Source organism: Mycoplana azooxidifex (assembly GCF_014196765.1).
GTDB classification, from domain to species: Bacteria; Pseudomonadota; Alphaproteobacteria; order Rhizobiales; family Rhizobiaceae; genus Mycoplana; species Mycoplana azooxidifex.
On record NZ_JACIEE010000015.1, the window covers coordinates 97889 to 111099 of the forward strand.

18 protein-coding genes and 1 tRNA gene are annotated in these 13211 nt (G+C 62.1%); all 19 read left to right on the forward strand.

The genetic code is table 11. The annotated features are described in order from the left end of the window. Positions 1 to 279 precede the first annotated feature (279 nt). The 19 genes from GGQ64_RS26310 (at position 280) to GGQ64_RS26405 (ending at position 12622) form a co-directional block, all read left to right on the forward strand. Entirely contained in the window at positions 280 to 513 is a 234-nt protein-coding gene (locus tag GGQ64_RS26310; protein ID WP_210300462.1) for a hypothetical protein, read from the forward strand. A 2-nt stretch (positions 514 to 515) separates the two neighbouring features. Further along, complete coding sequence (locus tag GGQ64_RS26315; protein WP_183808274.1) at positions 516 to 1037, forward strand: dATP/dGTP diphosphohydrolase domain-containing protein; 522 nt, start codon at positions 516 to 518, stop codon at positions 1035 to 1037. A gap of 67 nt (positions 1038 to 1104) precedes the next feature. Next, a complete protein-coding gene (locus GGQ64_RS26320; RefSeq protein ID WP_343059585.1) occupies positions 1105 to 1572 on the forward strand; it encodes a crossover junction endodeoxyribonuclease RuvC in 468 nt (155 codons plus the stop codon). 38 nt (positions 1573 to 1610) lie between these two features. Further along, the gene (locus tag GGQ64_RS26325) at positions 1611 to 2912 is read left to right on the forward strand and encodes a DEAD/DEAH box helicase (protein WP_183808275.1); all 1302 of its coding nucleotides are present in this window, start codon (positions 1611 to 1613) and stop codon (positions 2910 to 2912) included. A 109-nt stretch (positions 2913 to 3021) separates the two neighbouring features. Beyond that, positions 3022 to 3555: a hypothetical protein gene (locus GGQ64_RS26330; RefSeq protein ID WP_183808276.1), complete on the forward strand. Its 534-nt coding sequence runs from the start codon at positions 3022 to 3024 to the stop codon at positions 3553 to 3555. Between the two features lie 79 nt (positions 3556 to 3634). Continuing rightward, complete coding sequence (locus GGQ64_RS26335; RefSeq protein WP_183808277.1) at positions 3635 to 3817, forward strand: hypothetical protein; 183 nt, start codon at positions 3635 to 3637, stop codon at positions 3815 to 3817. A 1-nt stretch (position 3818) separates the two neighbouring features. After that, complete coding sequence (locus tag GGQ64_RS26340) at positions 3819 to 4025, forward strand: hypothetical protein (protein ID WP_183808278.1); 207 nt, start codon at positions 3819 to 3821, stop codon at positions 4023 to 4025. Next, positions 4022 to 4303 (forward strand): hypothetical protein, encoded by a 282-nt coding sequence (locus tag GGQ64_RS26345; protein WP_183808279.1) that lies wholly within the window; start codon positions 4022 to 4024, stop codon positions 4301 to 4303. The genes GGQ64_RS26340 and GGQ64_RS26345 overlap by 4 nt, the downstream gene beginning before the upstream one ends. Then, on the forward strand, positions 4300 to 5637 hold the full coding sequence (locus tag GGQ64_RS26350) for a DUF2800 domain-containing protein (RefSeq protein WP_183808280.1): 1338 nt from the start codon (positions 4300 to 4302) through the stop codon (positions 5635 to 5637). Before GGQ64_RS26345 ends, GGQ64_RS26350 begins: the two co-directional genes overlap by 4 nt. A 60-nt stretch (positions 5638 to 5697) precedes the next feature. Then, complete coding sequence (locus tag GGQ64_RS26355; RefSeq protein WP_183808281.1) at positions 5698 to 6333, forward strand: ssDNA-binding protein; 636 nt, start codon at positions 5698 to 5700, stop codon at positions 6331 to 6333. After that, positions 6330 to 6581: a DUF2312 domain-containing protein gene (locus GGQ64_RS26360; protein ID WP_183808282.1), complete on the forward strand. Its 252-nt coding sequence runs from the start codon at positions 6330 to 6332 to the stop codon at positions 6579 to 6581. The genes GGQ64_RS26355 and GGQ64_RS26360 overlap by 4 nt, the downstream gene beginning before the upstream one ends. Positions 6582 to 6645: 64 nt before the next feature. After that, positions 6646 to 7200, forward strand: a complete 555-nt coding sequence (locus GGQ64_RS26365; RefSeq protein ID WP_183808283.1) for a 3'-5' exonuclease — start codon at positions 6646 to 6648, stop codon at positions 7198 to 7200. Between the two features lie 30 nt (positions 7201 to 7230). Then, positions 7231 to 7401 carry a hypothetical protein gene (locus GGQ64_RS26370; RefSeq protein ID WP_183808284.1) on the forward strand — a complete coding sequence of 57 codons (171 nt, stop codon included), beginning with the start codon at positions 7231 to 7233 and terminating at the stop codon, positions 7399 to 7401. After that, positions 7395 to 7943: a phosphohydrolase gene (locus GGQ64_RS26375; RefSeq protein WP_183808285.1), complete on the forward strand. Its 549-nt coding sequence runs from the start codon at positions 7395 to 7397 to the stop codon at positions 7941 to 7943. Before GGQ64_RS26370 ends, GGQ64_RS26375 begins: the two co-directional genes overlap by 7 nt. Continuing rightward, a complete protein-coding gene (locus tag GGQ64_RS26380; protein WP_183808286.1) occupies positions 7940 to 8164 on the forward strand; it encodes a hypothetical protein in 225 nt (74 codons plus the stop codon). The genes GGQ64_RS26375 and GGQ64_RS26380 overlap by 4 nt, the downstream gene beginning before the upstream one ends. Further along, positions 8161 to 9603, forward strand: a complete 1443-nt coding sequence (locus tag GGQ64_RS26390; protein ID WP_246422954.1) for a DNA methyltransferase — start codon at positions 8161 to 8163, stop codon at positions 9601 to 9603. The genes GGQ64_RS26380 and GGQ64_RS26390 overlap by 4 nt, the downstream gene beginning before the upstream one ends. After that, positions 9600 to 9920: a helix-turn-helix domain-containing protein gene (locus GGQ64_RS26395; protein ID WP_183808287.1), complete on the forward strand. Its 321-nt coding sequence runs from the start codon at positions 9600 to 9602 to the stop codon at positions 9918 to 9920. Before GGQ64_RS26390 ends, GGQ64_RS26395 begins: the two co-directional genes overlap by 4 nt. Continuing rightward, positions 9917 to 12157, forward strand: a complete 2241-nt coding sequence (locus GGQ64_RS26400; protein WP_183808288.1) for a DNA polymerase — start codon at positions 9917 to 9919, stop codon at positions 12155 to 12157. Before GGQ64_RS26395 ends, GGQ64_RS26400 begins: the two co-directional genes overlap by 4 nt. A gap of 390 nt (positions 12158 to 12547) precedes the next feature. Continuing rightward, a tRNA-Glu gene (locus GGQ64_RS26405) sits at positions 12548 to 12622 on the forward strand. Positions 12623 to 13211: the final 589 nt, after the last annotated feature.

Consider the following 13211-nt stretch of genomic DNA (forward strand, 5'->3'; position numbering starts at 1 on the left):
GGCCTCCCCTGACCGGCGTAGGTCGGCCCGCGGCCGCCACAGTCTGCGCAGTGGTCGCGCGTCCACCCTGGCGAACGTTCGGCCGGGCGCGCGTCGCGGCCGCCCTCCCCGCTTCGCACGGCTTCGCTCGTCGAACAGCCCGCCACCATGGCCATGGCCGCAATCATCAGCAGTCGTTTCATCATCGGAAATCCCCATTTGTCAGAACTCGGCGTGTAGGCCATTTTAGGTCTACATATTTCGACAAATACTCTTGCTTTTCGACAAACGCAAGTTAATATGCCGGATATGAAGAAGACAAAAACCACTCCCAAGCGCCCTGCGCCCCCGCCGTCGGCCGACGAACTGGCGCCGAAGTTAGAGGCAGCCCTTTCGTTAAGCGGCATGTCCCAAACACGTTTCGGCTACATCCATTTCGGCGATCCGACGTTCTTCACAAAGCTTCGCGCCGGCCGGCGGCTCTACAAGTTACGCGCCAAGGCCGAAGAGATTCTTGAAGAGTACGGGATCTGACCATGTCCGACAAAATCGACAGAATTGCTGAAACAGCGGACGAGCCGATGCTGCCGGGTGTCGAGGGACCGATCGATCGGGCGCCGAGTACCTGGTGGAAGAATCGAGACTACGGCCAGCGTGTAATCCTAGAAGTCCCCGCCGGCGTAGACGTCCAATCTGTCCTTCCCGACGACAATCCGAAGACAGCACTCGGCAAGTTGAAGCCCGGCACCGCGGCCATCCCGCCAGTCGCCATCCTCGAGCTCGGTCGCGCCATGACGAACGGCGCGGTCAAGTACGGCCGGTTCAACTGGCGCGACAAGACGATCACCACCAGCGTCTACACCGACGCGATCGACCGCCACCTGCTGGCGTTCCGCGACGGAGAGGATCTTGCCAGCGACAGCGCCGCGCACCACCTGGCGCATGTGATGGCGTGCTGCGCCATCCTGCTCGACGCTATCCACACCGGAAATCTCAATGATGACAGGCGCCGCGACGGGGCAGCCGCAATAGCTATTGACAGGTTTACCGGATCCTGATGTTTTGGATCGCAGTTAGGATCAAATTCCTATTTAGCCTTTGATGATGTGAGAGGAGATTCCTACGATGTCGCTGATGAAGTCCGTTCTTGCCCTCGACCTTGGCACAAGCTGCGGCTTCTGCATCGGCACCGAGAAATCCCACATTTCCGGAACCTGGACCGTCAAGGGCGGCCGCTACGAAGGCGGTGGCATGCGGTTCGTGAAGTTCCGCCAGCGGTTACGCGAGCTACAGGCCGCGTATCCGGTCGACATCGTCTACTTCGAAGAAGTCCGTCGCCACAAGGGCGTCGATGCCGCGCATGTCTACGGCGGGCTGATGGCCGTACTGACCGAATGGTGCGAAGAACACGGCATTCCCTACGAAGGGCTGCCCGTCGGCGAGATCAAGAAGACCTGGACCGGCAACGGCAACGCTTCGAAAGAGGCGATGATGGCAGAGGCCATGGATCGCGGCTACCAGCCGGGCACCTTCGACGAGGCTGACGGTATCGCCATCTTCCACCTGGGGCTGGCGCGGCTCTCCGTTGCCTAAGTAGTTGATAGTTTCGAACTTTGTAGGACGACAGACGCATGCGGCTGACCCCAGACCCGTACCAGCAGGAAGGCATCGAGTGGTTGTCCACTCGACGGCGCGCCATGCTCGCCGATGAGCCTGGGCTTGGCAAGACGATGCAGGCCATTCGCGCCGTCGATCGGCTGCCGGCGCTGTTCGTGCTGGTCGTCTGCCCCGCCTCGCTCGTCACCCACTGGCATCGCCAGGTCGAGGAACAGTCGAACGGCACATGGTCCGTTTTCGTCACCAGTTACGAGGGGCTGGCCGGGAAGCACAAAGATTTCGTCATGACGAACAGCTGGTGCGTCGTCATCTTCGACGAGGGCCACTTCCTCAAGAACGCCGGGTCGAAGCGCACGAAGGCCGCCTATGGCGATTTGAGCGAGCCGCCGGGCTACGAAGGTGGCGTGCTCGCGCTCGCGGACTGGTGCTGGACGCTCACCGGCACGCCGATGCCGAATCACAGCGGCGAACTCTATAGCCACCTGCGCGCGCTCGACGCCGACCGCGTGCGCTCGCCGAAGACCGGCCGCGTCTGGACGCAGCAGCAGTTCGAAGCGCACTTCTGCGAAATGCGGCACGCTTTCGTCGGCATGCAGATCGTCGGCACGAAGAACGACGCCAAGCTGAACGAGAAGCTGGACGGCTTCATGCTGCGGCGCCTTAAAAAGGACGTGCTGCCGCAGCTGCCGAGCATTCGCTTCGGCGAGCTTTATGTCGACGCTGGCGTAACCGACGAGGACCTCGGCATCGACCCCGAGGACATCGCAAAGATTCGCGAGGCGCTCGAAACGAAGGGCGTCGAGGGGCTCAAGAACCAGTACACCCATTTCGCAGCGCTGCGCCGGGCGACGGGCCTGGCCAAGGTCAAGCCCGTGATCGAATGGCTGCGCATGTGGCTCGAGACGACCGACAAGAAGATCGTCGTATTCGGTCACCACACCGACGCGCTGCGGGCGATCTATCACGCGCGCGGGATCAACGAGTGGGCGGTCAAGATCGAGGGCAGCACGACGCAGCCGCTGCGCCAGCCGCTCGTCGATCGGTTTCAGACGGATCCGAAGGTGCGCGTCATGATTGGCCAGATCGGCGCGGCGGGCACTGGCCTGACGATGACAGCGGCGAGCGACATGTTGTTCCTCGAGAGTTCGTGGGTGCCGGCGGACAATGCCCAGGCCTCGATGCGCATTCATCGGATCGGCCAGAAGAACGCTTGCGTGGTGCGCTTTGCGATGCTGCCGCGCTCGATCGACGAGCAGGTGCAGAAAGCGGTCATGCGCAAGTCGGAGAGCATCGCACGCGTGCTCGGCGATGCGTGAAAAATTTGTCGAAACTATCGAAAAGAATCTATCGACAAAATTAAGCAAGAGTATTAGTGTCACCCATACACCGAACCACCCGTACCCTGCTAGAAACCAAGGAGCACACATGATTAAGATCGAGATCACCGGCGACAACGCGGCCATGGCCCTCACCGACCTTCGCCAGTTATCCGTCGCCCTGCTTGGCAGCACTGCCGCCGTCACCGCCCCGTCAAACACGGTCACGCAGGGCGCGCCCGAAACCGCATCCGCCGCCCCGGCCAAGCGCAAAGGAAAGGCCACCGAGACTGCCGCCACCAAGTCGGCGGAAACCGAACAGGCCGCGGCCGAAGAACCGGCTGAATCTTCTGCTCCCGAGAATGTCGAAAGTTCCGAGGAAACTACGGACGACAATTCCGACACCGGCGAACCCGAGGCCCCCGAGGTCAAGGTGACGATGGACAACGCCCGCAAGTTCGCGGTCGCCTACGTTAACGACGCCGCAGCCGACCAGGATAGCCGGCGCCAGCTTTTCAGCGAGATCACCGCGAAGTTCAGCGTCACCAAGTTCTCCGACATCCCCGATGGCCGCCTTCCGGAAGCCGTCGAGTTCGTCAAGTCGAAGCGCGCCGAGAAGGGCTTGCCCGCGGCCGAGCTTTAAGACTGAGCGGCTCGTCTGCTCAGGTTTCCGCCCTGCTGGTTCAGGGCGGTTTCCTGAACAGATAGAAGGGAGTTTCGAAATGGGAAAAGTGTGGGTCGTTATGTCGAACGACTACCCAGATGCGGTCTTCGCCAGCGAGGCCGCTGCGGCGGCATACGTGGCCGCGAAAGAAGCTGTCGCGGCGGAGCGCCCCCGCGGCTTGCGTGTCAGATGGCGCAGCTACGAATTCGTGCTGAACAAGCACTCGTCGTTCGGAGGCTGACATGATCAGCGCCCTTGGCCTTTTCGGCGTGCTCGGCTTCGCCGTCGTCAGCTTCTTTACCATGGTCGTCGGCGCGGCCGTCACGACCTACGGGCTCGCGCGGAGCTTCGAAGAAGGACAGGCCGCCGAGCGCACCTTCAACTTCGGCTTATGCCTTACCGGCGCAGGCGCCATTGGCCTCGCCATTTCCGCAGGAGCGTTTCTATGAGCGAGAAAATCAAAGATGGCGGCCCGGCGTTCCCCGCCGAGTATTTCGACCCCGCGGTGTTCGCCGACCTTCGTGCGACCGAGGGAATGCATTCGGCCAAGGCCCTCGCCACCGGTGTCAGCAAAGGCATGAGTTTGCGCGACTGGTTCGCCGGGCAAGCGCTCGCCGGCTTCATGGCCAATAAGGATCGGCCCATCACATTTGCGCACGAAGACGCCGCGTGGTGCTACACCCTCGCCGACGCGATGTTAGTCGCCCGGAAGGATGGTGCCGAATGAGCACCATCGCCCACACCGAGCGCAAGCACGCCACGCTGGCACCGTCCGCGGCCCATCGCTGGATGGTCTGCCCCGGCTCGATCGCCATGGAGCAGCCCTTCCCCAACGTCTCGAGCAGCTACGCCGCGCAGGGCACCGCAGCCCACGAACTCGCCGGCTGGTGCCTGGCGAACGATGAGCAGCCCGAGGACCACCTGGGGCTCTGGATCGACACGAAGGCCGAACACGGCAACATCTTCGTCGATCTCACCGACGACGAAGGGCCGCACGAAGAAAACCGCTACTGGCCGATCGACGACGACATGGTCGAGGCGGTGACCGTCTATACCGATTTCGTCCGCTCGCTGCTGAAAGACCACAAGGACGCCGAACTCGACGTCGAGCAGCGGCTGGACATGACGCACCTGCATCCGGACATCTTCGGCACGGGTGACGCCACGGTCTACATCGAGAGCGAGCGCCATCTGCACGTCTGCGACTACAAGCACGGCAAGGGCGTGGCCGTCGACGCGAAGAACAATCCGCAGCTGCTGCTCTACGGCGCCGGCGCGGCCATGCGCTTCCACAACCGCCCGCTCGAGAAGGTGACGCTGCACATCATCCAGCCCCGTGCGCCGCACCCGAAAGGCCGGATCCGCAGCGACCCGCTCGACCTGTTCAGCCTGTTCGAGTTCGAGGACGACATCAAGACGTCCGCGGCCCTTGTTGACGCGGCCACGCGCGATTTCGGCGCGGCGACCGGCGTCGACGGCCGGATCGACAACAGCACATGGCCAACGGTCTATCTCAAGGCCGGCGAGCACTGCGGCTTCTGCCGGGCGCATGCGATTTGCCCGACGGCCCGCGCCGCCGCACTTGAACTGGCGCAGGCCGAGTTCAGCGACACTGGAGAGATGACCTTGCCCGATTTCACGCAGATGGACCCCGACCAGATGGCCACCTACATGGCCCAGGCCGAACAGGTGGTCGCGCATTTCGCGGCCTTCAAGGTCTACGCCCACGCGGAAGCCTGCGCCGGCCGGATGCCATCGGGCATGAAGCTCGTCGCCAAGCGCGCCACCCGCAAGTGGCGTGACGCCGACGCCGTGGTCGACGACCTGATGATCGCCGGTCTCGGCAAGGCCGATCTCTACACCGAGAAACTCAAGAGCCCGGCCCAGGTCGAGAAGGTCATGAAGAAAAAAGCTTTCGAGAAATGGGTCGCCGACGGCACCGACGAGGACGGCGTCGGCCCGGTCGTCAGCCAGTCCAGCGGCACGAACCTCGTGCCGGTCAACGATCCCCGCCCGGCCGTCAAGGCCGATGCGGCAAGCGATTTCGACGCCGTCGAATAGGCGTCGAATACGGCGCGCCTGCCGGCCGGATAACTGGCGGGAACCATATGGAGCAAGATAATGTCTGATGTTTTGATGAAAGCGTTCAAGTCGGAAAAGAGCGGCAATATCATCACTTGCCAGCTGCGGATGATGTACGCCAATCTGATCACGCCGGGTTTCCCGTCGAAGAAGGAACGCGATCCTAAGAAGAAGCAGTGGGGCGCCACCGGTCTTGTGCCCGCGAAGGCCAATATCGACGTGTTACGCGAGGCGATCGATGAAGTCATCGACGCCAATCTCACGGCGGCGCAGAAAGCCAAGGCCAAGATCGTGATGCCGATCAAGGAAACGGCGGCGGACTCGAGCCTGGCGATCTATGCCGACGAGTTCCCGTATTTCCTGCGGATGAACACGAAGTGCTTCGATCGCCAGGGCAAACCCCGGCCGGCGCCGGAGGTCGTCTACGCCAAGAACGGCGCGCCGGTTCAGGAAGCCGACGAGGCCGACGAACTCTACAACGGCCGCTGGTTCCGTTCGTCGCTGAATCCCTACTGGTACGACAACGAGAATATCGGTGTCAGCCTCGGCCTCGTCAACGTCCAGCTGCTCAAGCACGACGAGCCGCTCGCCGGCGGCAAGGTCAAGGCCGATCGGGAATTCGAACCGGTCGAAGGGCTCGAGGACCTCGAGGACGAAGGCGCGGCGTTCGAATGAGCACGATCGGCCACAACAGCGTCGCCGGCAAAGAACTCGGCGATTTCATCGACCGCATCGAGCGGCTCGAAAGCGAGAAGGCCGAGCTCGCGGGCGACATTCGCGACGTCTACGGAGAGCTCAAAGGCCGGGGCTACGACGCCAAGACTGTCCGCAAGATCGTCCGCATGCGCAAGCAGGACGCCAACAAGCGGGCGGAAGAAGAAGCCCTGACCGAGACCTACCTGCACGCCCTCGGCATGCTCTGAGCGATTGCGGGCGTGGGACAACTGCGCCCGCAATGTCGAAAGAAACGATCACTGGAGACCTACAATGGCTCACATCATGTTCGACCTTGAAACCTTCGGCACCAAGCCAGGCAGCGTCCTGCGCTCGATCGGCGCCGTCGTTTTCGCCCCCGCGACCGGCCAGACCGGCGCAACGTTCTACAGTAACATCGACCGCGCCAGCTGCGAGTCCGTGGGGCTCACGGTCGACGCCGGCACGGAAGCCTGGTGGAAGAAGCAGGCGATCGAAGCGCAGAACGCGCTGCTGCAGGACTGCCGGCCGATCGCGGACGTGGTGCGCGACTTCCACGCATGGTTCCGCACCAACGGCGGCAACGAAATCTGGTGCCAGGGGGCCAACTTCGACAGCGTCCTCTGGCAATCCGTCGCCGACGCCCTGCGCCAGCCCATACCGTGGAAATTTTGGAACGTCCGCGACACCCGCACGGCCTACGACTGCTTCGGGCTGAACCCGAACGCCATCGGCCGCGCCGGCACCTACCACAACGCACTCGACGACAGCTTGCACCAGGTGCGCTGCGTGGCCGCTGCGTATGCGCGCGGTCGTGTCCCTGCGCCGTCGCTCGAGGACATGCTCTGAGCCCTCCCCCGATCAACAAGGAATCTCGAAATGCTCACATTCATCGCCGCACTACTATGGGCCACATCCGCCGTTTTATTCTCGGTCAATTTTGCCTTCGCTTGGCGTAGCCGGGCGCCTGCGCGCCAACTATTTTTCTTCGGCGCGATGGCAGTCCTGACTGCCACCCTGGCCGCCCTGCATTGGGTGCTCCTGTGGTAGAACGCGGCGACTGGCTCCAAACATTCACGGGCAAGCAGTTCTATCTGCTCGACCCGCGCCCCGAGGACGTGTGCATCGAAGACATCGCACACGCGCTGTCGCTGTTATGCCGCTATGCCGGCCACTGCACGACCTTCTACAGCGTCGCCGAGCATAGCCTGCTCGTCGAGAGCAAGATGAAGACCGACGACGCCCGCATGAGGCTCGGCGCACTGCTGCACGATGCCGCCGAAGCCTACCTCGTAGACATCCCCCGCCCCCTCAAGGGGCACATCCCGCCATATGGCCAGATCGAGCTCAACGTCGAAGTCGCCATCGCCGAGAAGTTCGACCTCTACTGGCCGATCAAGCAGGCCAGCATCGGCGCGCTCGACAACCGCATCCTGCTCGACGAGCGGGCGCAGATCATGACGCCCACGAACCACGATTGGAACATCGAGGGCAAGCCGCTCAGCGTGAAGGTCCGTGGCTATCACCCGCAGCAGGCCGAGAGCCTGTTTCTGCGCCGATTCAACGAACTGTGGGGAGCGCTCAACCCATGAACCTGTTCACCCGTGTCGAAAACGCTTTCGCCATCCTGCTCACCAGGGGCGAGTACCGCCAGGCCGAGCTCTACGAGCGCGACGGCTTCTTCTACGCCGCACACGGTCGCGGTTTCGTCCGGCTGTGCGGCAACCGCATGACGACCGTGCCGGCCGTTCGGTGGGACGACATCGTCGGCGTCGAGTTCGACGAGCGCTGGAACGGCGTGGGCCGCGTATGATGGCGGTACAGTTGCACCACGCAGATTGCCGCGACGTCCTGCGCGGCATCGGCGACAACACGATCGACAGTGTCGTGACAGATCCGCCATACGCGCTGGTGTCGATCCAGAAGCGTTTCGGCAAACCCGGCAGCGCCCCGGCAAAAGACGTTTATGGGCGCGGCGCGGCCGGGTTCATGGGCAAGCAGTGGGATACCGGCGAAGTCGCGTTCTCCGAGGAGTTCTGGGCCGAGGTGTTGCGCGTGCTCAAGCCGGGCGGCCATGTCGTCGCATTTTCCGGCACGCGCACCTATCACCGCATGGCCGTTGCGATCGAGGATGCAGGTTTTGAAATCCGCGACCAGCTAGGCTGGGTCTACGGTTCGGGGTTTCCGAAGTCGCATGATGTGTCGCGGGACATTGACAAAAAGGGCGGCAACCCGCTCGCGTGGAGGGCCTTTTCTGCGGCTTATGCTGAAGCAGTTAAGATGTCTACTTTGACGCATTCGAATATCGATCGCGCCCTCGGTATTAAATCGTCTTCTTGCTACTGGGCTAGGCTTGATGGCCGTGGCGGGATGCCCCCGCGTCACCATTGGGACGTCGTGCGCGACATGCTTTCTCTCCCTCCAGAGATGGAGAGACTTTATGATGAGGCGGTGCGGCACGACCGCGAGGTGCGAAACGGTTCGGTTAGCGGCTCCCTGTCGAGCGCAACTGTGGAAGTTTTGAGCGCTGGCACACCTGTAACCGCAGCGTCTCGTCAATGGCAAGGCTGGGGCACAGCCCTAAAGCCTGCATGGGAGCCGATCTGCCTCGCGCGCAAGCCGCTTATCGGAACGGTTGCCGAGAACGTGCTTGAGCATGGCACTGGCGCGATTAACATCGACGGCTCACGCGTTCCCGGCGGCAACGAGCACACCCTCGGCCGCTGGCCCGCCAACATCGTCCATGACGGCAGTGACGAAGTCATCAGCGCGTTTCCCGACACCAAGAGCGGAAACCGCAAGGCTGGCGAATATGGCCTGATGGGATATCACGGTGCGGACACTGCGCCAATGCCGGCGATTGACGGTGATTCCGGCTCAGCCGCCCGCTTTTTCTACTGCGCCAAGGCCAGCCGCGCTGACCGGGATGCGGGGCTGTTTGGTTTTGAGCCGAAAGCCGACACCGCCCATCGCCGCACCAACTTAGAAACAGCAGACCGCCCGCATCTTCGGGGTCTCACCAAACGTGCCAACACGCACCCAACCGTCAAGCCAACCAGCCTGATGCAGTGGCTATGCCGCCTCATCACGCCGCCCGGTGGCGTCATCCTCGATCCGTTCATGGGCTCCGGCTCCACCGGCAAGGCCGCTGTGCTTGAGGGCTTCCAGTTCGTCGGCTGCGAGCGCGAGGACGAGTACATGCCAGTTGCAAGAGCCCGCATCGCTGCCGCGGGTTTGGAGGACATGCTTTGACCACTTGCCCCTGCTGCGGCGGCCACATCGAAGGCCCGACGCCCCTTGAGATTTTCCAGCACGTACCTCTGACGGGGCTAGAGCGCGTCATCATCGACACGTTGGCGCGCCGGTATCCGCGCGCGATTCCCTCGCCCGAACTCGTCGAGGAAATGTACCGCGACCATTACAGCGGCGGCCCCGAGCAGCCCGAACGCGTCATGCGCGTGGTGCTCACCCGTTTGCGCCGCAAGCTGGAAGGCACCGGATGGACGATTCCGAACCGGCGTTCCGGCCGCGGCAATGTTTCCCGGTATCGGTTGGAGCGCGAGCAATGAAGCTCCACCGCGACTACGAGACCCGCAGCACCGTCGAGCTCAAGAAGACCGGTGCGCACTTCTACCTGCGCCACCCGACGACGCGCATCATGTGCATGAGCCACACGATCGACGACGGGCCGGTCGAACTCTGGTTGCCTGGCGACCCCGTGCCGCAGAACTTCCTCGACGTCGACAACGATCCGACCGCCGAGGCATGGGCGCACAACTGCGCTTTCGAGCAGGACGTCGAGCGGCATATCGCCGGCCCGCGTCACGGCTTCCCGGTGTTCGATCTGAAAAAGCAGCGCTGCACCATGGCCACCGGCTACGCCCTGTCGCTGCCCGGCGCGCTCGAGATGGCGGCGCCCGCCGTCGGCATCAAAGAGGGCAAGGACGTCATCGGCGGCCGGCTCATGCTGCAGCTGGCCAAGCCGCGCGGCAAGATCGAGTGGTTCAACGGCTTCACCGAGATTCCCTTCGACGCCGTGCTCGCCGAGCCGGAGGATGCCGAAGGCTACGAGCTTTACACGACCGAGTGGGGACAGAAGATCGCGCGTGTGCGCTGGTGGAACGACCCGGAAAAGCTGGCCAGGCTCTACGACTACTGCAAGCAGGACACCGTCGTCGAGCGCGAATACGAGCACCGGATCCGCAAGCTCAAGGCAAGCGAGCTAGACCTTTGGCACCTGGACCAGACGATCAACCAGCGCGGCGTTTACATCGATCGCGAACTCTGCGACGCGGCGAAGAAGATCGTCGAAGCGGCTGAGGACGACCTGGACGCGCAGATGCGGCAGATCACGGCATTCGAAAACCAGCCCGGAAGCGAGGTCTCGGCTTGCTCAAACCGGAATCAGGTGACGAACTTCGTCCGCGCTCGCGGACTGGTCACGAACAGCCTGGCGAAGGACGTCCTCTCCGACATCTACGAGGAAGGCATCGAAAACGCCATCATCCGATGCGAGCGAGAGGCCGAGGAAAGCGGCGATCCCGAAAAGCAGGAATGGCTCTGGTCGCTGGAAGGCAGCACCGCGCAGCGCGCAGTCGTCGTCAAGCAAGTGCTGGATCTGTGGCGCCAGGCCGCAAGGGCATCGGTGGCCAAGATCGAGAGCCTGCTGCGCGGCGCGGACCCCGACGACCACCGTGTGCGCGGGCTTCTGCAGTTCCATGCCGCGTCGACCGGACGATGGGGCGGCCGGCGCTTTCAGCCGCAGAACCTGAAACGGCCCGACGAGAGCGACATAAACACGCTCATCGATATCGTGGCCACCGGTGACTACGAGACGCTGGCCATGCTCTACGACGACCCGCTGAGCGCGGTGTCAGACATCCTGCGCGGTCTGATCAAGGCGGCGCCCGGCAAGAAGATCGTCGCGGCAGACTATTCGAATATCGAAGGCCGCGTGCTGGCGTGGCTGGCCGGCGAGGATTGGAAGCTGCAGGCGTTTCGAGATTTCGATCGTGGCGTCGGCCATGACCTCTACAAGATCACCGCCGGCGGCATCCTCGGCAAACGCCCGGAAGACGTCACGAAAGACGAGCGTCAGTCGCACGGCAAGGTGCCGGAACTGGCCCTTGGGTATCAGGGCGGGCTAGGCGCGTTCAAGACCATGGCAGCAGGCTACGGCGTCGATTTGCCCGATGAGCAAATCATCGACATCCGCGACGGCTGGCGGGCCAAGCACCCGGCGATCAAGCAGTTCTGGTACGACATGGAAGCCGCGGCGATGGACGCCGTGCGCAGCCCCGGCAGCACGCACAGCGTAGCCGGCGGCAAGATCATCTTCCGCATGGCCGGCACGTTCCTCGCCATGCGGCTGCCGAGCGGCCGGTTTCTGTTCTATCCGAACGCGGCCATCCGTTCCGTCAAGACGAAATGGCTCGACGAGGAAGGCCGCCCGATCTGGAAAGATGCCCTCACCTACTTCTCGACGATCGACCCGGCGAAGAAGGGCAAGATCGTCGCAGATCCGCACAACAGTTCGACGTGGGCGCGAATCTCGACCTACGGCGGCATGCTGGCGGAAAACGCCACCCAGGCCGTGGCACGCGACGTTCTCGCCGACGCCATGCCCCGGCTCGAGTCGGCTGGCTACCCGATCATTTTGACCGTCCATGACGAAATCGTAGCCGAGCCCGATGAGGACTTCGGCTCGGCCGAGGACATGGAAGAGATCATGAGCGAACTGCCCAAATGGGCCGCCGGGCTGCCGGTCGCAGCAGAAGGTTTTCAAGGAGAGAGGTATAGGAAATGACAACTACGAACACGAGTTTCAGACCGTGGCATTGGGCGCGCATGAAGATAAACCCAAAATGGCCTTGGCCGGTACAGCCCGGCGAAGAACTGCCGTACCAGGCGCCCGCAGGCAACTGGATTTTCTTCTGGATTTATGTTCGCCGAACTTCGCGCGTGTTGGGGACACGGACATTCATACCGATGACAACTCTCGGCCTCGACGGCGTCGAGTAAACAACGGCCCGCTCTAAGGCGGGCCGTTTCAATTCAAACCCACGACAAACCCCGACATTTGCGCCGCGTAGCCGATAAAAAGCCAGTTAGCGACCCAAAATCACTTTCGACATGTTGGGTCTTGAAGATCGACAAACCCGCAACCATCTGGTAAATCAACCTTCTCGACCCTGACGCGCCCATCGTCTAGCGGTTAGGACATCGCCCTCTCACGGCGAAAACACGGGTTCGATTCCCGTTGGGCGTACCAAAAACATGTTGAAATCATTGATAATTCAGGCTTTTTTGCTGATTCCCTACGGAAAATCGCGGAAAATTCTCTACGATTTCGTCCCGCAACCTGCTTGCGCGGCGCGTTGGTCTGTCCAAGCAAAATTTGAAATCATTTCGAATTATACTTGGCGACAGACAGCCACGCGCAGCAATGTCAAATTTATAGTTGACAGCCAACGGCTATATCTCCTATACGATGGCACCAGATCGTTGAAGGCGCGACCAATTCGCGCTTCCGGTCATCCATTTTTCATCAAATCACTGGACGTGTTGCCGCTTTCCTCTTTGGAAGCGGTCAAACGTGCTTTCGTATAAGGCTTTCATTATGGCGCTCGATTATATCGTGGCGAGAAAATCCACGAGCAAGAAACCCGGTAAGCGGGATACGTTCAATTATTACTTCCGCCTCTACGTTCCACCGGAGAAGATGGGCATCGAAGAAGTGCGTGGACGCACCGAGATATGGGAATCTGAATTGGCCCCCGAAAGGCCCGGACATGCTCCCCCACTTAGCTAAGTGGGTAGGAGTAATGTTGGTATTATGACTATCACCACCCATAAGATGC